Source organism: Kocuria sp. MNB10, assembly GCF_054073685.1.
In genome coordinates this window covers 2,422,699-2,443,622 of sequence record NZ_CM133411.1, presented here as the reverse complement: position 1 = coordinate 2,443,622, position 20,924 = coordinate 2,422,699, and the positions used below count along the sequence as shown (strand labels likewise).

General features: G+C 68.6%; 19 protein-coding genes. 8 read left to right on the top strand and 11 right to left on the bottom strand.

Features of this window, described 5'->3' with window-relative positions; translation table 11 throughout:
• The first annotated feature begins 25 nt into the window (after nucleotides 1-25).
• From ACW9PK_RS11120 to ACW9PK_RS11100, 5 genes are all read left to right on the top strand, one after another.
• On the top strand, nucleotides 26-1,510 hold the full coding sequence (locus tag ACW9PK_RS11120; RefSeq protein ID WP_457015877.1) for a malate:quinone oxidoreductase: 1,485 nt from the start codon (nucleotides 26-28) through the stop codon (nucleotides 1,508-1,510).
• A gap of 307 nt (nucleotides 1,511-1,817) precedes the next feature.
• A complete protein-coding gene (locus ACW9PK_RS11115) occupies nucleotides 1,818-2,168 on the top strand; it encodes a MarR family winged helix-turn-helix transcriptional regulator (protein ID WP_231885488.1) in 351 nt (116 codons plus the stop codon).
• A gap of 313 nt (nucleotides 2,169-2,481) precedes the next feature.
• Nucleotides 2,482-3,561, top strand: coding sequence for a YihY/virulence factor BrkB family protein (locus tag ACW9PK_RS11110; protein WP_167318365.1), 1,080 nt, complete (start codon nucleotides 2,482-2,484; stop codon nucleotides 3,559-3,561).
• Nucleotides 3,562-3,817: 256 nt separating this feature from the next.
• Complete coding sequence (locus tag ACW9PK_RS11105) at nucleotides 3,818-4,915, top strand: S-(hydroxymethyl)mycothiol dehydrogenase (RefSeq protein ID WP_144998141.1); 1,098 nt, start codon at nucleotides 3,818-3,820, stop codon at nucleotides 4,913-4,915.
• Nucleotides 4,912-5,595 carry an MBL fold metallo-hydrolase gene (locus tag ACW9PK_RS11100; RefSeq protein WP_457015876.1) on the top strand — a complete coding sequence of 228 codons (684 nt, stop codon included), beginning with the start codon at nucleotides 4,912-4,914 and terminating at the stop codon, nucleotides 5,593-5,595. The genes ACW9PK_RS11105 and ACW9PK_RS11100 overlap by 4 nt, the downstream gene beginning before the upstream one ends.
• Nucleotides 5,596-5,674: 79 nt before the next feature.
• On the opposite strand, the gene ACW9PK_RS11095 is transcribed toward ACW9PK_RS11100, so the two are convergent.
• From ACW9PK_RS11095 to ACW9PK_RS11085, 3 genes are read right to left on the bottom strand one after another with little or no spacing between them, the layout of a single operon-like run.
• Nucleotides 5,675-6,961, bottom strand: coding sequence for a hypothetical protein (locus ACW9PK_RS11095; protein WP_457015875.1), 1,287 nt, complete (start codon nucleotides 6,959-6,961; stop codon nucleotides 5,675-5,677).
• A 9-nt stretch (nucleotides 6,962-6,970) separates the two neighbouring features.
• The gene (locus ACW9PK_RS11090) at nucleotides 6,971-10,243 is read right to left on the bottom strand and encodes an AAA family ATPase (protein WP_457015874.1); all 3,273 of its coding nucleotides are present in this window, start codon (nucleotides 10,241-10,243) and stop codon (nucleotides 6,971-6,973) included.
• 11 nt (nucleotides 10,244-10,254) lie between these two features.
• The gene (locus ACW9PK_RS11085) at nucleotides 10,255-11,478 is read right to left on the bottom strand and encodes an exonuclease SbcCD subunit D (protein WP_457015873.1); all 1,224 of its coding nucleotides are present in this window, start codon (nucleotides 11,476-11,478) and stop codon (nucleotides 10,255-10,257) included.
• Nucleotides 11,479-11,791: 313 nt separating this feature from the next.
• Between ACW9PK_RS11085 and ACW9PK_RS11080 the strand changes: the two genes are divergently transcribed.
• From ACW9PK_RS11080 to ACW9PK_RS11070, 3 genes are all read left to right on the top strand, one after another.
• Complete coding sequence (locus ACW9PK_RS11080; RefSeq protein WP_457015871.1) at nucleotides 11,792-12,571, top strand: DUF6318 family protein; 780 nt, start codon at nucleotides 11,792-11,794, stop codon at nucleotides 12,569-12,571.
• A 131-nt stretch (nucleotides 12,572-12,702) separates the two neighbouring features.
• On the top strand, nucleotides 12,703-13,674 hold the full coding sequence (locus ACW9PK_RS11075; protein ID WP_457015869.1) for a PKD domain-containing protein: 972 nt from the start codon (nucleotides 12,703-12,705) through the stop codon (nucleotides 13,672-13,674).
• A gap of 215 nt (nucleotides 13,675-13,889) precedes the next feature.
• Nucleotides 13,890-15,116 (top strand): ADP-ribosylglycohydrolase family protein, encoded by a 1,227-nt coding sequence (locus ACW9PK_RS11070; protein ID WP_457015867.1) that lies wholly within the window; start codon nucleotides 13,890-13,892, stop codon nucleotides 15,114-15,116.
• Between the two features lie 28 nt (nucleotides 15,117-15,144).
• On the opposite strand, the gene ACW9PK_RS11065 is transcribed toward ACW9PK_RS11070, so the two are convergent.
• The 8 genes from ACW9PK_RS11065 to clpS all read right to left on the bottom strand — a co-directional run bounded on the left by ACW9PK_RS11065 (nucleotide 15,145) and on the right by clpS (nucleotide 20,890).
• Nucleotides 15,145-15,726, bottom strand: a complete 582-nt coding sequence (locus tag ACW9PK_RS11065) for a 3'-5' exonuclease (RefSeq protein WP_457015866.1) — start codon at nucleotides 15,724-15,726, stop codon at nucleotides 15,145-15,147.
• 39 nt (nucleotides 15,727-15,765) lie between these two features.
• Complete coding sequence (locus ACW9PK_RS11060) at nucleotides 15,766-16,626, bottom strand: phosphotransferase family protein (RefSeq protein ID WP_064845701.1); 861 nt, start codon at nucleotides 16,624-16,626, stop codon at nucleotides 15,766-15,768.
• 3 nt (nucleotides 16,627-16,629) lie between these two features.
• On the bottom strand, nucleotides 16,630-17,331 hold the full coding sequence (gene rdgB, locus ACW9PK_RS11055; protein ID WP_457015865.1) for an RdgB/HAM1 family non-canonical purine NTP pyrophosphatase: 702 nt from the start codon (nucleotides 17,329-17,331) through the stop codon (nucleotides 16,630-16,632).
• A complete protein-coding gene (gene rph / locus ACW9PK_RS11050) occupies nucleotides 17,321-18,130 on the bottom strand; it encodes a ribonuclease PH (protein WP_085106331.1) in 810 nt (269 codons plus the stop codon). Before rph ends, rdgB begins: the two co-directional genes overlap by 11 nt.
• A gap of 10 nt (nucleotides 18,131-18,140) precedes the next feature.
• Nucleotides 18,141-18,980, bottom strand: coding sequence for an MBL fold metallo-hydrolase (locus tag ACW9PK_RS11045; protein ID WP_457015864.1), 840 nt, complete (start codon nucleotides 18,978-18,980; stop codon nucleotides 18,141-18,143).
• Nucleotides 18,981-19,005: 25 nt separating this feature from the next.
• On the bottom strand, nucleotides 19,006-19,896 hold the full coding sequence (gene murI / locus ACW9PK_RS11040; protein WP_098054744.1) for a glutamate racemase: 891 nt from the start codon (nucleotides 19,894-19,896) through the stop codon (nucleotides 19,006-19,008).
• Between the two features lie 68 nt (nucleotides 19,897-19,964).
• Nucleotides 19,965-20,540, bottom strand: coding sequence for a DUF2017 domain-containing protein (locus ACW9PK_RS11035; RefSeq protein WP_064845706.1), 576 nt, complete (start codon nucleotides 20,538-20,540; stop codon nucleotides 19,965-19,967).
• Nucleotides 20,540-20,890 carry an ATP-dependent Clp protease adapter ClpS gene (gene clpS, locus ACW9PK_RS11030; RefSeq protein WP_064845707.1) on the bottom strand — a complete coding sequence of 117 codons (351 nt, stop codon included), beginning with the start codon at nucleotides 20,888-20,890 and terminating at the stop codon, nucleotides 20,540-20,542. Before clpS ends, ACW9PK_RS11035 begins: the two co-directional genes overlap by 1 nt.
• Nucleotides 20,891-20,924 lie beyond the last annotated feature (34 nt).

The following is a 20,924-nucleotide window of genomic DNA, read 5'->3' as shown; positions in this document are numbered from 1 at the left end:
CGATCATGCACGCACGGGAGACAATGTGACTTCATCTCAACCCACCGAATCCGTCGACGTCGTCCTGGTGGGCGCCGGCATCATGAGCGCCACGCTCGCGACCCTGCTCAGCGACCTGCAGCCGGACTGGTCCATGACCGTCCTGGAGCGCCTCAACGCCGCGGGTCTCGAGAGCTCCAATGCCTGGAACAACGCGGGCACCGGACACTCTGCGCTGTGCGAACTGAACTACGCACCCCAGGCCGCGGACGGCACTGTGAGCGCCACGAAGGCCCTGAACATCAACGAGCAGTTCCAGGTGACGCGCCAGCTGTGGAGCTCGCTCGTAGAGAACGGCACGCTCGAGTCCCCCGACACGTTCATCAACCCCGTGCCCCACATCTCCATGGTGTTCGGTGAGGACCACGCGGACTACCTGCGCGCCCGCTACGACGCGTTCAAGCCTCACAAGCTGTTCGAGCGCATGGAGTTCACCGAGAACCGCGACCAGATCGCCGAGTGGGCGCCCCTCACGATGCACGGCCGCGGCGCCGGTCGCGTGGCGGCGACCTTCGCCCCCGAGGGCACGGACGTGGACTTCGGTGCCCTCACCAACCAGCTGCTCACCCACCTGACCGGGCGCAACGTGACCGTGCGCTACGGCCAGGAGGTCACCACCCTGAAACGACAGAGCGACGGTTCCTGGAACGTCTCGGTCGAGGACAGGCTCAACAGCGACAACAACCGCGTCATCCACGCGCGCTTCGTTTTTCTGGGTGCCGGCGGCGGCGCGCTGTCCCTGCTGCAGAAGTCGGGGATCCGGGAGGCCAAGGGCTTCGGCGGGTTCCCCGTCTCCGGTCTCTTCCTGCGCAACACCGATCCCACCGTCACGTCCCAGCACAACGCCAAGGTCTACGGCCAGGCCTCCGTGGGCGCCCCGCCCATGTCCGTGCCCCACCTGGACACGCGCTACGTCCACGGCGAGCGCACCCTGATGTTCGGGCCCTACGGCGGGTTCAAGCCCAACTTCCTCAAGCACGGTTCCCTGCTGGACCTGCCCAAGAGCGTGCGCGCGCACAACCTCTACCCCATGACCCGTGCGGGTCTGGCCAACCTGGACCTAGTCAAGTACCTCGTGGGCGAACTGACCAAGACCCGGTCCCAACGCATGGACGCCCTACGGGAGTACTACCCCACCGCCGAGGAGTCCCAGTGGGAGCTCATCGAGGCCGGTCAGCGCGTGCAGGTCATGAAGTCGGATCGGCAGAAGGGTGGCGTGCTGCAGTTCGGCACCGAACTCGTGACCAGCGCGGACGGCTCGATTGGTGCTCTGCTGGGCGCCTCCCCCGGTGCGTCCACGGCCGTGCCGATCATGCTCAACCTGCTCTCCCGCTGCTTCCCGGCCAAGATGTCCGAGTGGGAGCCCAAAATCAAGGAGCTGATCCCCTCCTACGGCAAGAAGCTCGATGAGAACCCGCAGCTCGCGGACGAGATCATGGGTCACACCGCCCAGGTGCTCGGCATCAAGTAGTCCCGTTCCGGCGGACGTTACGGAGGGTCTTTGTGCACTGCGCACAAAGACCCTCCGTCGTCTCCACCCCTGATCAGCTGTGCCCCAATGCGTGGACAGGCTCTGTCCTCCCGGCCACAAGTGTGGACACCGCTCGCTGGGGGCGCGCTCATCCCCTCTCGTAACATGTAGATAACGTCCATAGGGGGTGGACGTTGCCAAAGGGGGAAGAATGACATCAAGGGGGAGTGTCGAAGCGTGGGATGCACTAAGCCGCTGCCATGTGTCGGTGACACGTCAGCTCCAACGCGGAGTGGATTTACGCGGCTTGTCTCGTCGTGAGTTCGAGGTCCTGGCCGCGCTGTGCACCACCGGCCGGGGTGGCCTGCGGTTACGCGATCTCAACAGCCACGTGCTGTTGACGCAATCGAGCCTCTCACGCATGCTCGAGCGTCTCGAGAACAAGGGGCTCGTGACCCGGCGCCAGGATTCCCAGGACCTGCGCGGTGTGCGGGTCGCCCTGACCGATGCCGGGACCCAGCTCTACGAGCAGATCTCGCAGGACAACGACCAGATGGTCGCGGACGTCATGAGCACCGCTCTGGACGCCCAGGAGATCAGGGTGCTCACGCGACTGAGTGAACGCATCCATCAGTACGCGTTGTCCTTGTCACGGTGACCGATCCGCACCGCTGCACGCACTGACCCGCCCGTACGGCGGCCCACACCGCGCCCACGATTCGTCGTGGGCGCGGTGTCGTGTCCGGCGACGTCGCGTACAGCGGAGTCGCGCCCCGGCGGTGCCGCATGCCCCGATACCATATGATGCAGTGCCGCGCCCGATGGCGCTGCGCCGTGCGGCGGCGTCGTCGGCAGTACCGGGGCCGGCGCCGTATAGGCGCACGGTGCGTGGGCGGGGGTCGAAAGGTCGCTAAACTTCTGGGAGTACCTGCTTTGCGCAGCCACCACATTCGCTCCTGGAGAGGACCCCCATGACAACTCAGCATTTGGAGTCCACGGCGCGTCGGGGGGACGCGGCCCCGGACCCGGACCATGATGCCAAACCCGACTCCCCCACCAAGCTCAAGGGGCAGTCATGGGGTTACGTCTTCAAGCGCGCCCTGTCCGAATTCAGTAAGGACGGATGCACTGACCTCGCCGCGACACTGACGTACTTCGCGGTGCTCTCCATCTTCCCGGCGCTTCTGGCGTTGGTGTCCCTGCTGGGTGTGTTCGGCCAGGGTGAGGCCACCACGAGCGCCATCCTAGACTTCCTGAACCGTTATGCTCCCTCGTCCGTCGTGGATCTGCTCTCCGGACCCATCTCCCAGCTGACCACTCAGTCCGGGGCCGGACTGGCCCTGGTCGTCGGTGTCCTGGGTGCGCTATGGACCGCATCGGGTTATACCGGTGCGTTCTCCCGGGCGATGAACCGCATCTACGAGATCGCCGAGGGTCGCCCCTTCTGGAAGCTCAAGCCCATCATGCTGCTGATCACCCTGATCATCGTGCTGATCGTGGCCGCCGTGATGTTCATGGTGTTGCTCTCCGGTGACTTCGCGCAGACCGTGGGTGACCTGGTGGGTCTGGGTTCCACCACCGTGACCGTGTGGAACTGGGCCAAGCTGCCCGTCATCCTGTTCCTGCTCGTGCTGCTCATCGCGATCCTGTACTACGCGACGCCCAACGTGAAGCAGCCCAAGTTCAAGTGGTTGAGCCCGGGCGCAGCGATCGCGCTCGTGTTCATGATCATCGCCGGGCTCGGGTTCGGTTTCTACGTGGCGAACTTCTCGAGCTACAACGCGACCTACGGCATCATCGGCTCCGTGATCATCCTGCTCCTGGGCCTGTGGATCATGAACAACGTGCTCCTCTTCGGCGCCGAGGTGGACGCCGAACTCGAGCGTGGCCGCCAGTTGCAGGGCGGGATCCGTGCCGAGCACGCCGTCCAGCTGCCTCCCCGGGACACCACCCAGGTGAAGAAGCAGAAGGAGAAGGAGGAGAAGCTCGAGGCCGAGGGGCGCAAGATCCGGTTGCGCACCGAGCACGTCGACTACTCGCAGGACTCCTGAGTCACCACGACGATCCTTCACAACGCGGGCCCGCACCATCGTGCGGGCCCGCGTTCTCATGTTCAGGGCCTGCCATCCGGTGTCGCCGACCGGTTTCCCCGACTTGGTTGCGTCGACCCAGATCATCTCCCGGCTCGTCATCCGCGCCCGGTTTTCGTCGCGGGGCGAACGACGCGGCGTCGTCGGGCCATGTGTGGCGGCCACCATGCATACTGGGAAGGACGCTAGGAAGCTACGAGACGACGGAGGCAACCGTATGCACAAGGTCAAAGGCGTGGTGGTGCGGGCCAAGAACGAGCCCGCCACCGTTGAAACCATCCTGGTCCCCGATCCGGGGCCGGGAGAGGCACTCGTGGACGTGCTCACGTGCGGGGTGTGTCAGACGGACCTGCACTACAAGGTGGGCGGCGTGGGGGACGCCTTCCCCTATCTCCTGGGGCACGAGGCCGCAGGCGTGGTCAGCGCCGTGGGCGAGGGTGTCACGGAGGTGGCCGTGGGCGATCACGTGATCCTCAACTGGCGCGCGGTGTGCGGCGAATGCCGGGCGTGCCGCCGCGGTGAACCGTGGTACTGCTTCAACACCCACAATGCCGAGCAGAAGATGACCCTCGAGGACGGCACAGAACTCGAACCCGCCCTGGGGATCGGTGCGTTCGCGGAGAAGACGTTGGTCGCGGCCGGGCAGTGCACCCTCATCGAATCCCCGCTCGAGGGCGAACAGTACGCCGCGGTGGGTCTGCTGGGCTGCGGCCTCACCGCCGGGATCGGCGCGGCAATCAACACCGGTGCGGTCAAGCGCGGAGAGTCCGTAGCGGTCATCGGCTGCGGCGGCGTGGGCACCGCCGCGGTCGCGGGTGCGGCGCTCGCGGGTGCGACGACGATCATCGCGGTGGACGTGGACGACGACAAGCTGAGCACCGCGCAGCGGCTCGGCGCGACCCACACCGTCAATTCTCGGTCCGTGGATCCCGTGGAGACCATCCGCGAGCTCACGGGCGGTCACGGCGCGGATCTCGTGATCGACGCCGTGGGCGTGGCCGACACCTTCATGCAGGCCTTCCAGGCGCGTGACCTCGCGGGTCGCATGGTCCTGGTGGGCGTTCCCAATCCCGGGACCGTGGCGGAGATCCCGCTGGACCAGGTGTTCTCCCACGGCGGGTCCATCAAGTCCGCGTGGTACGGGGACACCCTGCCCTCGCGCGACTTCCCGATGCTCGTGGACCAGTACCTCCTGGGCCGGTTGGACCTGGATGCCTTCGTCTCCGAGCGCATCGCCCTCGAGGACGTGGACGCCGCGTTCGGGACCATGAAGTCCGGCAAGGTCCTGCGTTCCGTCGTGGAACTGGCCCGATGACGCGCACACCGCAGACCGTCCTGACCGACCCGCGCGGCGGCGTCACCGTCACGAACTGCGTCACGGAGGGTACGTTCAGCCTGGACGGCGAGACCTTCGACGTGGAGAACAACGTGTGGGTCGTGGGTAACCAGGCCGAGTGCGTCGTGATCGATCCCGCGCACAACCCCGACGCCGTGCTCGCCGCAGTCGCGGACCGCACCATCACGCACGTGCTGCTGACCCACGGTCACGACGACCACATCGCGGCGGTGCGCGAGTTCACCGACCGCGCGGGCACGGACGCCCCGATCATGATGAACCACGAGGACCTCATGCTGTGGCGCGCCGTCTACCCGGAGGGGCCGGAGCCCGAGCCGTTGCGAGACGGACAGGAGATCCTCGCGGGCACCGAGGTGTTCACCGTGTTGGCCACGCCCGGCCACTCTCCCGGGTCCGTGGTGTTCCACGCCCCACGCCTGGGTGAGAACGGGGTGGTCTTCACCGGGGACACGTTATTCCAGGGCGGCCCGGGTGCCACGGGGCGGTCCTATTCGGACTTCCCCACGATCATCGACTCCATCGAGAAACGGCTGCTCACGCTGCCCGAGGACACCCTCGTGCTCACGGGTCACGGCGACTCCACGACCATCGGCCAGGAGAAGCCACACCTGAGCGAATGGATCGCCCGCGGCCACTGAGTGATCGCGCTTGCGGTACGACGCCGCTCGGCCCGGTCCCCTGCGAACCGGCCCGGGCGGCGTCGTCGTGTGAGCAGCGTCAGATGCGGGGCCTGGGCCCCGGGCTGCGGCGTTGCGTGTAATTGAAGATGAGGGCGGTAGCCAACAGCACCATGGCGGCCGCCATGGGGACCATGGCCGCGGTCATGTCGTCGAAGTGTACGCCCAGGTACGCGCTGAGCGTGAGTCCCAGCGCCGTGGCGATGCTCGACGTCACAGTCATGCGTGCCACGAGTCCCAGGAAGTCGCTGCCCGCAGTGACGTAACCGGCACTGCTGTGGAGGCACAGCAGGCACGGGCCTGAGAACAACCCGAGCGCGAGGAGCACGAGGGAATACCCCACGAAACCGGACGGCCCGGACATGAGCATGGATGCCAGCAGTGCACCCGTGGCGGCGAGAATCCACATGTTCTCAGCGCTCAACCGGCGGCGGAAACGCACGGCCAGGCTCGACCCCACGGCGGCCCCGAACCCCAGCAACGCATAGATGACCCCCATGGTCTCCACGCTGTCCAGGGACACTGAGTACACCACGAGGCACCCGAGCACCGCGCCCATGAGGGCGTTCAGCGCCGCCACACCGTAGATCAATCCATGGCTCAGCCGGAACACGGCACGGCTGCGCCCGGGCGCGCCGCGGGGGCGTCGCCAGGACCAGAGGGGCATGTCCGCGCGGGGACAGCGGGCGGAGGAATGCAGGACGAATGCCGCCGTGATCAGCACGGTCCACACGGCGGCGAAACGCAGCACCACCGCCGGGCCCATGGTCACAGCGAGCAGTCCCGTGAGCGCGGCACCCAGCACCGTGGCCAGTCCCTCGTTCACGGATTCGCGGCGCATGGCCGCCGGGAACGCTTGTGACCGGTCCTGTGCTCGCAACACGGAGGCCCAGCGGAGCCGCGCGGCCAGTCCCATGGGTGTCATGACCACGCCGGCCACGAAGAACGGCGCGAGCGCGGACACGGCATCCCACGAGACCGGGATCTCGGTGACCTGGGCTCGTGACAGCACCCAGAGGATGATCCCCTGGATCAGGGAGAACGCGACCAAGGCCCACAATCGCCAGCGGGCGTTGGCCAGCGCGGCCACACCCACGCCGCTCACGGCTATGCCGAGACACAGGGACGCCGAGCTCAACGCGGCCGTCCACGCCGAGGAGGACGAGACCGCCACGAGCGTGAGCAGGCCCAACGGGGCCATGACCTGGGGCAGGCGGAGCAACATGGTGATCGCGCCCAGCCTGCGATCACTGCGCACGGTGCGTTCACGCGGGGTGAGCATCTTGCCGGGCTTCTCGGGCGCGGGGCGGCGGATCGCGGTACTCACGACCTCAGCCTACGCGGCATCCCACGGCCCCGCGACGACCGACAGATGCGAGCCACCGGGGGTTTTGGTGACCACGAGCTGGGTGTCGATGCGTTGTTTCATCTCGCTCACGTGGGACACCACACCGATGACCCGCCCCGTGCGGCGCAACCCGTCCAGGGTCTCGAGGACCTGCTCGAGGGTTTGTCCGTCAAGGGAGCCGAAACCCTCGTCCACGAAGAGCGTGTCGATCTCCTGTCCCCCGGCCTCGGACCGGACGACATCCGCAAGAGCCAGGGCGAGCGCGAGCGAGGTGAAGAAGGATTCCCCGCCCGACAGTGTTTCCGTGCCGCGGCGGACACCGGTCCACGAGTCGTCGATCTCGAGTCCGAGCCCGGACTTGCCACCCCCTCGGGTGCGATCCGTATGCACCAGTGTGAAGCGACCGGAGGACATCCGTGCCAGGTGTTCGGACGCCACCGCGGCCACGTGCTCGAGCTTCGCGGCGAGTACGAACGAGGTCAGGGTCATCCGCAGGGCGTTCTCGGGGGAGTTCGCCGTGGCCACATCCGCGAGTCCGCTCAGGCGCTGGGCGTTCTCTCGAGCGCGCTCGAGTTCGGCGTGTCGGGCGGGCATGTGCTCGGCGTGGGATGCGGCGTCGGCCGCGAGGGTCTGCAGTCCGCCCAGCTTCTGGTTCAATGCATCCCGCAACTGTTCGTACCCGTCCCGTTCGGCGGCGGTGCGAGCCAGTGCTTCCTCGGACAAGCCCGCGCGTTCCTCGGCGCTGAGCCCCTCGGCACGTTGCATGTCCTGGGTCGCGAGTTCCGCCGAGACTGAGTCCCGCTCCTCCTGCAGGGCGGTGAGCCGCTCGGCGAGTCCGGCCGCGTCCGCCGGGTCCATGAGAGCCTCGTCCGCGGCGCTCTCGGTCTCGAACGGGGACGCGTCAAGGGCACGTTCCACGGCACCCTGCGCGGTGCGGACCTCGTGTTGCGCGGCCTCCAGCGTCCGCTGTTGCGATTCCCACTCGCTCACCGTGCGCACGAGGCGCTCGGACCGTTCGAGGAACTCGGTGGCCGAATCGAAGCCCCTGATGCGCCGGGCCAACTCCTCACGCGCCCGGTCGCACCGTGTCAGGAGTCCCTTGAGGCGCGCACGGGTCCCCGCGATGTCACCGTTGATCCGCGTCCCCTCCCCCTCGAGATCTTGGACCTCCCGCCGAGCAGCCGCGATCTCGGCCTCACCCCGGCGCACCCGGGTCAGGCTCTGCTCGAGTCGGGCCAGTTCCTCATCGGCGTGGCGACACCGGTCCACGGCGGCGTCGACGTCCGTGTCCGCGCCGCGCGCGAGCGCCTCGGCCGCACCGGTCTGCGCCCGCTGCCACGCTGCGTGGGATGCATCCACGGTGTCCTGTGCGGTGTCCCGGGCGGCGCGTGCGCGATCGAGTGCGTCATCGGTGACCTCGTCCTCGGTTCCGGCGCCGGCGAGGTGCGGGTGCTCCGTGGCTCCGCACACGGGGCACGGATCCCCCGGCTCCAGCCCGGTGGCGAGGGTCGCGGCCGCACTCGCGTAGCGCTGCGCTTCGAGCGCTTCCACGTGCTGGGCGGCGGCCCGCCGTGCGGTTTCATCCTCCCGGTACCGGCGCGCCCGTTCCTGCTCCTCCGCCCGGGCCCGTGCGTATTCCCGACTCGCGGCCACTGCCTCCCGCGCGGTGCGGGCCCGTTCGCGCACGAGGGCCTCGTCCTTGACCTCCCCCAGGAGTTCGCGATGCGATTCCTCGCTGCGGGTCAAGGCGTCCCGCGCGGAGGCGAGATCCCGGGTGAGGTGCGTCGCCCGCTCCTCGAGCGCCGAAAGGGCCTTGCGTTCGCGAGCCGCCTCCTCCTCGTCCCTCGTGAGTGACTCCTCCTGGGCCACGGCGCCCCTGGCGGATTCGCGCGCGGTCACGACTGCATCGCGCAGACCCGCGGGCACCTGCCCGGACTCGTCCACGGCGTCCATGAGGCTCGCGTTCGGGCCCAGAATGTGCTGAGCCACGCGGGCCGACGGCGCGTCCCCCGTGACAGTGGCACGCAGGTCGGTGACGGCGGCGTCAAGGGTCGCGACGCGCCGTCGGGCGTCACGCAGTTCCACGAGCGGCGCTTGCAATTCCTGTGCCGCCTCGTGCTCGCGCAGTTGTCGGGCCGCACCCTCCGACTGCTCCGCGTGCTCCGCGAGTTCATCCCGGCGCCGCGTGAGTTCGCCGCGCCTCCTGACCAGCGAATGCAGGGTCTCCAATTGTGCGTAGCGCTGCTGGGCCCCTGTGTACGACGACGCCGCGCCGTCCCGTGCCCGGCCCACCGTGTTTACGAGGGTGACGCAGTCGTCGACCAGCTCACGCCATCGATCCGGGCCCCCTTCGTTGTCGGCGTCCCCCGATTTCCCGTCCGCGGGCCCCTCCTCCGAAGCGGCCGACGCAGCGCTGGTCGAGGCTCGGCCCTGGTCAGACGAATCCGCGTCGGTTTCTCCACCGTTGGCGTCCGCCGCGGTGCCCACGGCGACGTCGCCGATCGACCCCTCGTCCGACGGGAGATCCAATCGGGTCCGGAGCGCCCCGGGGAGGTCCGATAGGACGTCCTCCGGTAACCGGGCGACCGTGTGGGCCACGCGTTCCCTGAGCCGGGCGAGGACCTCGTCCGCTCGTTCCGCCTCGCGTTCCGCCTCGTACAGGACGCTCTTGGCTCGATCCGAGCGCGTTTTCAGCTCATCCTGGATGTCCGCGTAGACGTCCGTGCCGAATAGCGTTTCCAGGAGGTCTTCCCGCTCCTTGGAACCTGCTTGCAGGAACCTGGCGAACTGGCCCTGGGGAAGCATCATCACCTGGGTGAACTGCTCACGGTCCAGGCCCACGACGTGGTGGATGGTCTGCCCCACGTCGTCCGGGCGGTAACCGCGGTCCACCCATTCCCCCGCCACGTGTTCCCGCAATGACACCGTGGCGTGACGGTCGCTCCACCCGGACGCAGCCCGGGAGGACGGTTCGCGCCACGCGGGCGTCCTGCTCACGTGCCACCGCCGGCCACCCGCCGTGAACTCCAACTCGACGCGCGGCCCGGTGCGGGGATCCGCATGATCACTGTGCTGGGCCTTGCGCCCGCCCTTGGCGGCAGTCGTGGGCCCGGATCCGTAGAGCGCGAAGCAAATGGCATCCAACACGCTGGTCTTACCCGACCCGGTTTCGCCGTTGAGCAGGAAGACCCCTGCCTCGTTCAGGACGTCGAAATCCACCGTCTCCCGCTTGGCGAACGGCCCGAAGGCGGTGATCTCCATCCGATGCAGCTTCACTGCTCCACTCCCCTGCTGCGCGCGGCGGCCACCGCGTCCGCGATCTCGTCCTGTTCCGGCCCGGACAGCCCCCGGTGCCGCACGTGGTCGTAGAACTGCGCGCACAGCTCCTCGGCACCGGCGGCTTCCGCGACCCGCGCGCTGTACGCCTGCTGGGTCAGAGTCCGGCCGCCCTCGGGTTCCCAGCGCAGTTCCACCGTGCGGGGGAACCGCGTCCTGATCCGATCCATCGCGGATGCCGGGCGGTCACGATCCGTGAGGACCACCTGACACCAGACACCCTCCGCCGAGGTGTGCGCCGGATCCCGTAGCAACTCGTCGAGTGTCCCCCGCAGGCACGCCAGATCCATGCGCGCGGCGTGGTCCAAGCCGGTGACCTCACGGACCCCGGTCTCCTGGACGTCCACGAGCCACGCTCCCTTGGGGTGTCCGGCCTCGGAGAAGGAATAGGCCACGGGCGAGCCGCTGTAGCGCACGGCGTCCGCGACTCGCTGCCGACGGTGGATGTGGCCGAGCGCCGTGTAGTCATGACGGGCGAAGACCTCCGCCGGGACGGTGCCGAGGCCCCCGGAATCGACGACGCGCTCCGAATCCGTGGGTTGCGCCCCCGTCACGAACGCGTGCGCCATGACGACGGACGGGATGTCGCCTCGTTCTTTCCTGTCCGCATCGATGCGCTCCATCACGGTGCCCAGCACGGCCTGGTGCGTGGGTGCAAAGTCGAGCGACGGCGCGGCCGCGCGCGGTTCGATGTACGGGATGCCGTACACGGCCACCGTGAACGCCCCCGGCAGGGTGGCACCGCGCGGGTCGGGGGCGGGCGGCGTCGTCGCCCGGGCGACCGTGATCGTGGAGTCCGTCGACTGCGAGAGCAGGACCGGGACGTGGGCGTCCGGCACGCGGGTCAACAGGTGGACGCCGCCGTGGGACATGATGCCGGAGCCGAAACCCAACCGCGCCGGGGAGTCGTGGTTGCCGCTCGTGAGTATCACGTACGCGCCCGCCTCGCGGATCTGCGCCAGGGTGGCGCTGAGCAGCTCCACCACCTCCGTGCGGGGCTGGGCGCGGTCGTACACGTCCCCCGAGACCAGGACCGCGGAGACACCGTGGTGCCGTACCCACTCGACGATCTCGGCCATGGCCTGCGCCTGGATGTCCAGGATGTCGACGCCGTGGAAGGTACGCCCCAGGTGCCAGTCGGAGGTGTGCAAGATCAGCATGGGGTCAATGTAACCGCGGTCTCGGACACCCACAGCGACCTCCCGCACATGTGCAGGTCACACGGCGCAGACCCCCTGACGGTGTGATCCACCGCGGCCACCACCGCTTCGCTAGGCCGGCGGCGCGCCACGTGGCGGATTGTTTCTACTCGCTAGTTCCCTCTTCCACGCCGTGACCAGGGGTCATGCATGCGCATGTTCTTCGTCGTCCACAAGCTACGGCCCGACCATGGCCCGCGCCGTCTTGCGCCTCTATGCTCTGGGGGATGTCGGGTACGTCACACAACGGTGTGGCACGAGGGGGTTCACCGGGATGCATTCACCACGACTGATCGCCACGGCCGGCCGGGGAACGACCCTCGCCCTGCTCGCAGCGCTGCTACTCACCGGGTGCGGTAACGGCTCGCCCGGAGCGGGTGGGGGTGACAGCGCCGCGCCCACGGGAGTCACTTCCGCGGGGACGACGGCGCAGCCCACGTCCCCCGCGCCGGACGCCTCCCCCGCATCCCCGACGACGCCGCAGAGCGGGTCCCCGAGCGGGTCCGACAGCGCATTGCCCGATGACTGGCGTCCGGAGGAACCCACGGTGCTGGCCACGGGCCAACAGGTCCCGGAGGACTACGAACCCGCCACGCTGGAGCATCCGGCCCGCAATGTTCCCAAGCCCGTGATGCCCGCGGAGGCCAGGGACGAAACCGAGGCCGGCGCGCAGGCGTTCCTGAACTACCGCGCCGATGCCCAGTGGTACTCGATCCAGACCGGGGACACCTCGCTGATTCGGGAAGTCACCTCGACGGATTGCGAGAAGTGCACCGAGCAATACGACGCGTATGAGGCCATGTACGCCAAGGGGAATTGGGCAGCGGGTGGATTCGAAGTGCCCACGATCGTACCCGGCTCCTTCAGTCAGCGGCCTGACGGAGGCTACAACCTTCCCGTCGACGTCAAGAGCTCGGGATCCGTGGCCTTCGTCGACCAAGCCATCCCGAGACGACAACTACCGTTCGCAGAAAAAGATGCGTTCGATTGCTACATCTACCGCGACGGGAATCGCTGGATATACCTCACCGGATCACCACGAGGCTCCCTGTGAAATGGTCATCGTCCCTGAGGGTGTTTGTCATGCCCCTTGTAATTCTTGGATTCGCAGGTTTACTACCTCAGTCCGCTTCCGCCGATGACGGTGGCGTTCCGGATTTCGGAATCTCTTCCAAGGAAAGTCAGATGTCAACGAATGCCCATGCGCACGGGGCAACAATCGATGTCATTCTGAAAAGTCGAAGCAATTCATCTGCCATGTCGAGGGCTCAGGTCAATGAGCGCAACGGAGGCACTACCTCGAACGCGACCCGCCAAGCTGCGGCGTGGGATCCGGATACCGATCCCACGTTCCAGAAGGCGCTGCGTGATCGGCTCATGTCCAACGAGGATTCAATCTTCTTCAACGCCCGCCTGATGGACACCGCCAAGAACAAAACCGTCTACGGCCTCCAAGACCCCTGCACCGACCAACGTGGGGCAGCACTCACACGGTGCCGTACCACCCAGGAATGCACCGACGACACCGGGGCCGCCGGTGTGAACATGGACATCGTCATTGGCGGGGCCAATGACAGGACCCGCGCCGCGCGCGGTACCCAACTGTGCGTCAGCAACACCCAAGCCGATCAAGCCAGCGACGACGGGTACGTGCCGCTGCCGGTGTTCACCCTCCAGGACTTCCAACAACTGGCCGTCGCCCCCGCCGCCAGTCACGTCCAACCCGCCCCGGACACCTTGAAGAACATGCACACCAATGTTTATGCGCAGGCCCAACCCCAGACCTTCACCACGACCCTGGGTGGCTACCCTGTCCAGGTGAGGGCCTACCCCGTCCAATACACCTGGTATTACGGGGACGGCACCACCCTGGGCCCCACACCCCTGACCGGGGCACCCCTACCCGACGGTGCGTGGGATGAGCCCACCGACACCTCCCACGTCTACACGACCACCGGGGACTTCACCGTGACCCTGACAACCTCGTTCTACGGGGAATACAACATCGCCGACACCGGCTGGCAACCGGTCGCCGGCTACAACCACGTCACCTCACCCCCGGTGGCGCTGAGTGTGTGGCGGGCCACCGTGCACAACGTCGCCGATGACTGCCACACCAACCCCACCGGCATCGGCTGCCCCGGCGCCGACAAATAGCCGAGCCCAGGGAGGGCCGCGCCCCCACGCTCTCGAGGCCGGACATGCCCGTACGCCCGCACACGCTCCTGAGACACCCGGCCGACTTGATCCATCCCGTACCCGAGGCGCCCCCAGCCCGGGCAGGCTCCTATGCCGCCCGGACCTCTTGAACGGCCCCATGCCCGAGCTGCATCACCCCGCACGATCCATTGCCACCCTCATAGACTGATCCCATGACCTCACCGCGCACGCCCGAACTGTTGGAACAAGACCGCGGTCTGGACGCGGCGTCGTCGTGGTATCCGTCGCTCGTGAGGAGCGTGTTCCTCTCGCCGTGGCGCGCGACCGCGGCCGAACGACCCGGCGAGGGAACCCAGCTCCTCGCGCGCACCGCGGGGGCGCTGAACGAGGTGGCCCACTGGGCGAATGACGGTCAGGCCGCGGATCCCACGGCGTGTGCGTGGCTCGCGTACTTGCGCTGGGCCGTGCGCAACGGCGCGAAGCTCCCCGGCGACGCACCGCACCCGCCCGACGACGACCTGGACCACCACTACCCCCTCCTCACCGCACCGGGTGAGCACGCCGGGGACGGTTTCACCGCCTTGTCCATGGGCCGCCTGGGCGAGGTCACTCGTCCGGTCCTGCCACTCGCGGACAGCGCCGAGATCCTGGCCCGCACGCTGCCCTATGGACTGGTGCCCCACATCGGGTGGAAGTCGCTCGTGGCCCTCGCCGTGGACTCGGCCGCGATCACCCACGGCAGCGCCGAGGCACAGACCGCGGCTGTTGGTGCGGCCCTGACCGTTCACGCGGCGGGCCGTGCGCGGGGCAGTGGGGCCTCACTGCAGGATGTGGTCGAGGAAACCGGCCGAGTGGTCGCACTCATGACCCGGCCCGCGCCCCTCACCCGGGAGCTGCTCGGCCTGTGCGCGGACCGATCCGCCCGGGACTCCCTGTTCGATGGGATGACGGAACCCGCGGGAGCGTTCACGCGGGCCGTGGGGGACGGAACCGCGGCGTCGTCGGCCCTGGCACTGGGGCTCGCGGCGGTGCTGTGCGCCGAGGATGCGCCGCACGCGGATAACTCGGGGGACGACGTCGCTCAGCGGGCTCTCTCGCTGCTGTCCGGTCACCCGGCGGCGAACGACGCGGCACGCACCGTCGCGGTCAGTGTTGCTGCCGCGCGCTGGGGGCTCGGCGACGCCGCACACGGCGAGGACATCGGGGAGAGCGACAACGGTGCGCCCGGCGTCAACGGCTCGATCGGCGGCAACGGCGTCGCCGGCGACGACCGCATGGCCCGGCAGGACGCCGTGGCCGACGACAACAGCCGCACCACAAAAACGGACAGCGGCACGGACACATCCGGCACCGATCCCTCCGGAACCCGCGCGGCGGCCCGCCGTGAACTGCTCGCCCTGGCCGATCGCTGGCTCACCCTGTGGCGGCCGCACGCCTGAGAATCACCCCGATCGGAGGCGCGTCGCGTCACAGGGTCGCGCGCTGCAGCCTGACCCCGTAGTGCGCCGTGAGTTCGGCCATGCTGCGCGCCCCACTGCGGCGCGCGAGATCGAGCACGATCCCGGCGCACGCGAGGGAGTCACTGAGCGCATTGTGGTGCTCCGCGACCTCCGCCCCCGCCGCGCGGGACGCCGACGGCAAAGCGTAGGAACGCAGCGTGTAGGCCGCACGGGCCAAGCGGAGAGTGCACGCGTAGTCCCAGTTCCGAGCGGTTCCGCCGCACGCCCGGTTCGCCGCCTTGATCACACCGGTGTCGAAGACGGCATTGTGTGCCACCAGAACCGAATCCGGATCCTCCGGGCTGATGTTCTCGCACATCCAGTCCCACAGCAGGTCGAACGTGGGCGCGTGGGCGACGTCCGCGGGCCGGATGCCGTGGATCCGGACGTTGCCGGGCTCGAACCCGTCGTGGCCGAGCGGCGGACGGATGAGTGAGTACCGGGTGTCCACCACCTGGCCGTCCCGGACCCGTACCACCCCCAGGGCGCACGCGGACGCAGGGCTGCGATTGGCGGTCTCGAAATCTATGGCGGTGAAACTGACGGGCACCCGATCAGGGTAGGCAACGCCTCCGACATGGCATGTCGCTCACACGGAGGCCATGGCGCGGGTCTCGTACCACGCGTCCGCCTTCTCAACGGCCTGGCGGATCTGGGCGGTGTCGAGCTCATGGTGCAGCGCGTATGCCACGGCCTGCAGCGGGAAGATCCGGGAGTGCAACCGCGCGCGCAGATAGTTCTCCTCGTCCGTGGCCTGGCGCACGCTGGACCAGCCGAACCAGAGTCCCAGGGACGCGACGTCGTACGCGGGATCGCTCATGCTCGCGTGGTCCCAGTCGATCACGCCCACCAGGTGATCGTCCTGCCACAGCATGTTGGAGCCCATGAGGTCCCCGTGCACGAGCCGCGGCGGGACGTTGTCCAGGGCCACGAGGTCCTCGATCGCATTCATGGCGCGGTCCCGGTTCCGCGGGAGCAGCAGCGGCAGCACCTGGTCCAGCAGGACGTGGCGACGGCGGTGACCGCCCCAGTGCTGACCGGGCCGGTCCAGCCACGGTTCCGCCGCGCGCGCGTCCGCATTATGTACCTGCTCGAGGACCCTGCGCAGCTCCCGCGGGTCCGCGTGCCCCGGCGGGCGGGGGCTGCCCGGGATCCAGGTCATCCCCACCGCGGTGTACCGCCCGTCCTGCAGCACGGGGGTCAGGGGGCGCGGCACGGCGAAGTCGAACTCCGGTAGCCGCGACAGCGCACGGGTACGCCTGCGCACGTTCTCCCCCGAGGTCGGGTTCTTGGCGATCCGCACGCTCATCACGTGCCCCGCGTTGACCACGATGTGCGCGGACCCGCCGGCGTGCAGCTCCCACTCGGAGCGATCCACGCGCACCCTGGCCTCCGCCAACACAGCCTCGACAGCCGGAGCAAAAGGTAGGTGTCCGCACGCGAAAGTCATGGGTCAGTCCTCTGGCTCCGGTTCCAGGGGGGACGCCACTGTGGCTTCCGGCCCGTCCTGCCGCGCGGTCCCACTCGAACCCGTGAGCAGCTGCAACAAGTGCGGCAACACGGCGGCCATGGCCTGCGCACGATGGCTGATCCTGTTTTTGTGCTCTGGGCTCAACTGCGCGCAGCTGAGGCCGTCCTGGCCGTCCGGGGCGAAGATCGGGTCGTAGCCGAACCCGTTCTCCCCCGCGGGTTCGCGCAGAATGTTCCCGGGCAGCTCACCCGTGACCACGTGCTCGGCGCCGCCTGGTGCGACGACCGCGGCGGCGCACAGGAAGGAGCCGCGGCGGTTTTCGGGGGCGATGTCCCCGAGCTGGGCGAGCAGCAGCTGGAGGTTGGCGGCGTCGTCGCCGTGGACCCCGCTCCACCGCGCGGAGAAGATGCCCGGGGCGCCGCCCATGACGTCCACGCTGAGTCCCGAGTCGTCCGCGAGCGCGATGAGTCCCGTCTCCGCGGCGGCAGTGCGCGCCTTGAGCAGCGCGTTTTCCTGGAACGTGACGCCCGTCTCGACGACGTCGCTCAGCCCGGCCGTGCGCGCGTCCACCACGATCCCGGGATCCGTCAGCCCCGCGTCGCGGAGCATGGCCTGCAGCTCGCGCACCTTGCCCGCGTTCTGTGTCGCGAGCACCACGCGGGCACCGCATACGTCATCGGCCACGGGTGGCCTCCAGGGTCTCCCGCTGGATCTCGGCCAGCTGGGCGCACCCGGCCACGGCGAGGTCGAGCAGCACGTCCAGTTCGGCGCGCTTGAACGGCGCGCCCTCGGCCGTGCCCTGGACCTCCACGAAGTCCCCCGAGCCGGTCACGACGACGTTCATGTCGGTTTCCGCGCGCACGTCCTCCACGTACGGCAGGTCCAGCATGGGAACACCGTCGATGATCCCCACGGACACGGCCGAGACCGTGTCGATGAGGGGGTTGACCCGCGGCTTGAGGATGCCGTTGTCGTGGGCCCAGCGGATGGCCTCGGCGAGCGCGACGTACGCGCCGGTGATGGACGCGGTGCGCGTACCGCCGTCGGCCTGCAGGACGTCGCAGTCGAGGACCACGGTGTTCTCCCCGAGGGCCTTGAGGTCGATGATCGAACGCAGGGAGCGGCCGATCAGACGCGAGATCTCATGGGTGCGGCCACCGACCTTGCCCTTGACCGATTCGCGGGCCGAACGCGTGGAGGTGGCGCGCGGGAGCATGGCGTACTCCGCGGTGACCCAACCCCGGCCCTCACCCTTGAGCCAGCGAGGCACGCCCTCCGTGAGGGACGCGGTGCACAGCACACGGGTGCCGCCGAATTCGATCAGGGCGGAACCCTCGGCCTGTTCGGACCAACCGCGGGTGATGGTGATGGGCCGCAGTTCGTCGACGGCGCGCCCGTCCGCTCGTACCAGCCCCGATGCGGCGGAGCCACCCTCGCCCGTGGAATTCTCGGTGGATCGTGCCGGCTCGGTAGGCGAAGTCATGGGTTTCAGCCTAGTCCCCGGTCACCGCGCTTGCCAATGCAGTGAACGAATGGTCGGTCGGCCCGGCGACGTCGTAACTCGTGGCCACGCGGGCCACGGTGACCGGTCCGGAGAATGCTCCGACGGCCTCCGCCGTGGCCGTGTCCACCGAGTTCCACACGGGCAGGTGGGTCAGCAGCAACCGACGCACACCCGCGGCGGTCGCTGTCTCTCCCGCGCGCTTGCCCGTGAGGTGGATCCCGCGCAGATGGTCCTCGCGGCCCTCCTGGTAGGCGGCCTCGCACAGGAACACGTCCGCGTCGCGGGCCGCTGCCACGAGCTCGTCGCACACGTCGGTGTCCCCCGAATACGTGAGGACCTCCGTGCCCTGGGCCCCGCGGTACTCGACGCGCAGCGCATAGGGCTCGGGGCACGGGTGGTTCACTGGGTGGGGTGTGACCGTGAACGGACCCACGGTCACGGGCTGGTGGGCCTGCCACACGTGGAAGTCGAACTCAGTGTCCATCGAGTGCTCGGGCGGCAACAGGTGCAGCTGGTTGAGGTAGCCGTGCAGCATGGACGGACCGTAGATCGGGATGCGACCGCCCTGCCATCCGCGGGGATCCCACTTCACGGCCACGTGCAGACCGCCCACGTCCACGCAGTGGTCCGGGTGCAGGTGGGAGAGCATGATCGCGTCGATCTCGTGCAGGTCGATGTGGCGCTGCAGGACACCCAGGGCACCGTTGCCCATGTCCAGCACGATGCGCCACGTGCGCCCGTGCGCGTCCTCGCCGGAGAGCAGGTAGCACGAGGCGGGGGCATCGGGCCCGGGAAAACTTCCGGTGTTACCGATCACTGTGAGGATCATGGGTGATCGCCTTTCTGGTGCCGACTCAGCGCTGAGCCGCGTGGATCGTGGCGAGGGAACCGGTGGGGTACTGCTCCGCGACGGACGCCGTGTGCCGGACGCGGACCACTTCGGGGCCCAGGAACCGTTGGGCGAGGACCTCGAAGCTCACGGGATCCCCCGTGGCCAGGAATTCGTGGTGGGGAGCGAGCTCGGGATCCCGCTCGAGGTGGTTGTCCAGCAGGCAGCGGTAGACGTCCCGCGAGGCCTCTTCCGAGGACGAGACCAGGTTCACGCTCTCGCCCATGACGTAAGAGATCACCGCCGTGAGCAGCGGGTAGTGCGTGCACCCGAGCACCAGGGTGTCTACGCTCGCGTCCTTGAGGGGCTGGAGGTAGTGCTGGGCGGTGCGCAACAGATCGGGCCCCGTGGTGACGCCGCGCTCCACGTACTCCACGAATTCGGGGCACGCCACGGACGTGATTTCGAGCTGGGGTGCGGCCGCGAACGTGTCGTCGTACGCGCGCGAGCCGATCGTCGCCTCGGTGCCGATCACCCCCACCCGACCGGAGCGCGTGGTGGCCACCGCCCGGCGCACCGCGGGCTGGATGACCTCGGTCACGGGGATGTTGTAACCGCGCGTGTAACGCTCGCGCGCATCCCGCAGCACTGCGGCGGACGCGGTGTTGCACGCGATCACGAGCAGCTTGACCCCGGAGTCCACGAGGTCGTCCATGATGCGCAGGGCGTTGGAACGCACTTCGGCGATCGGCAGGGGCCCGTAGGGGCCGTGCGCGGTGTCGCCGACGTAGAGGATCTCCTCGTTGGGCAGCTGGTCGATGATCGCCCGCGCCACCGTGAGCCCGCCCACACCCGAATCGAACACGCCGATGGGCGAGTTGGGATTGGGACCGGTGGGACGTTCGTGCACCTGCATACCGGAAAACTGTAGTGCTTTTCGCGCGCGCCCTCGTGCATGAGACGTGTGACCTTGGCGATCCCCGGTCACCGGGGCGGCAGGGTCTTCAGTAGCGCGTTCATGAGGGTCTCCTGAAGCCAGGAGACGAAGTTGTAGACCACACCCATGTACTGCTCCACGTCCTCGGCCCGGCCGAAGTCGGTCAGCTCGGCCACGCGCTCGGCGGCCTCGGTCGAGTCGATGTTCAGCCGGGAGGCCAGCACCAGGCGGACGTCGTTGAGCGAGCGCGCGAAGTCCTGTGCCTGCGCCACGCTCAGCACCACGGGCTGGGATTCCAGGGCCAGGGAGGACGCACGCAATGCCGCGGTCTTGCGTTCGCGCAGCGAGCGGTCCGTGAGTCGCCGGAACTCCGCGGCCTGTTCCGGGTCCGACGACGCCGCGGGCAGCAGCCTGCGCACCGCCGGGTCCGTCGGTTCGGCCACCTCCTCGTCCCAGCCGAGCAGCGCCTCGAGCGGGTCGTCGTTGCGAGCCGGTCCGTCCTCGCGCGCTGCGGGCGCCAGGGTCTCCCCCACGTCCGAGAACAGTTTCTGCAACAACCGCACCTCGGGGGCCTCGAACCGACCGACGATGCCCTTGCGCGTGCGCTTGAACCCGTGCGCCATCAGTGCTCCCCCGCCTTCTCGTACGTGGCCCACAGGCCGTAGCCGTGCAGCGAGCTCACGTGCGTCTCCGCCTCCTCGAGGGTTCCCGTGAACACGATCGAGCGGCCCCGGTTGTGCACCTCGAGCATGAGTGTGCGGGCCTTGGCGTCGGAGTAGCCGAAGTGGGTGCGGAACACGTAGACCACGTAGCTCATGAGGTTCACTGGATCGTCCCACACCACCACGTTCCACGGCACGTTCATGGCCGTGACCGCCTGCTCCTCCCGTTCGAGCACGGGGGACTCCGCCGGCGCGGAGCTCATCAGGACGGCCGGGATCCGGGCGGGGACGGCGCGGTGCGTAGTGAACATCGCCTCCATGGTAGTCACGGGGACACGGATGTGC

Coding starts and splice junctions, on each gene's coding strand:
- ACW9PK_RS11105 (WP_144998141.1), top strand. CDS start 3,818: ATGCACAAGGTCAAAGGCGTGGTGGTGCGGGCCAAGAACGAGCCCGCC.
- ACW9PK_RS11045 (WP_457015864.1), bottom strand. CDS start 18,980: ATGATCCTCACAGTGATCGGTAACACCGGAAGTTTTCCCGGGCCCGAT.
- murI (WP_098054744.1), bottom strand. CDS start 19,896: ATGCAGGTGCACGAACGTCCCACCGGTCCCAATCCCAACTCGCCCATC.
- ACW9PK_RS11070 (WP_457015867.1), top strand. CDS start 13,890: ATGACCTCACCGCGCACGCCCGAACTGTTGGAACAAGACCGCGGTCTG.
- ACW9PK_RS11090 (WP_457015874.1), bottom strand. CDS start 10,243: ATGGAGATCACCGCCTTCGGGCCGTTCGCCAAGCGGGAGACGGTGGAT.
- ACW9PK_RS11110 (WP_167318365.1), top strand. CDS start 2,482: ATGACAACTCAGCATTTGGAGTCCACGGCGCGTCGGGGGGACGCGGCC.
- ACW9PK_RS11060 (WP_064845701.1), bottom strand. CDS start 16,626: ATGACTTTCGCGTGCGGACACCTACCTTTTGCTCCGGCTGTCGAGGCT.
- rph (WP_085106331.1), bottom strand. CDS start 18,130: ATGACTTCGCCTACCGAGCCGGCACGATCCACCGAGAATTCCACGGGC.
- clpS (WP_064845707.1), bottom strand. CDS start 20,890: ATGTTCACTACGCACCGCGCCGTCCCCGCCCGGATCCCGGCCGTCCTG.
- ACW9PK_RS11080 (WP_457015871.1), top strand. CDS start 11,792: ATGCATTCACCACGACTGATCGCCACGGCCGGCCGGGGAACGACCCTC.
- ACW9PK_RS11035 (WP_064845706.1), bottom strand. CDS start 20,540: ATGGCGCACGGGTTCAAGCGCACGCGCAAGGGCATCGTCGGTCGGTTC.
- ACW9PK_RS11100 (WP_457015876.1), top strand. CDS start 4,912: ATGACGCGCACACCGCAGACCGTCCTGACCGACCCGCGCGGCGGCGTC.
- ACW9PK_RS11085 (WP_457015873.1), bottom strand. CDS start 11,478: ATGCTGATCTTGCACACCTCCGACTGGCACCTGGGGCGTACCTTCCAC.
- ACW9PK_RS11075 (WP_457015869.1), top strand. CDS start 12,703: ATGTCAACGAATGCCCATGCGCACGGGGCAACAATCGATGTCATTCTG.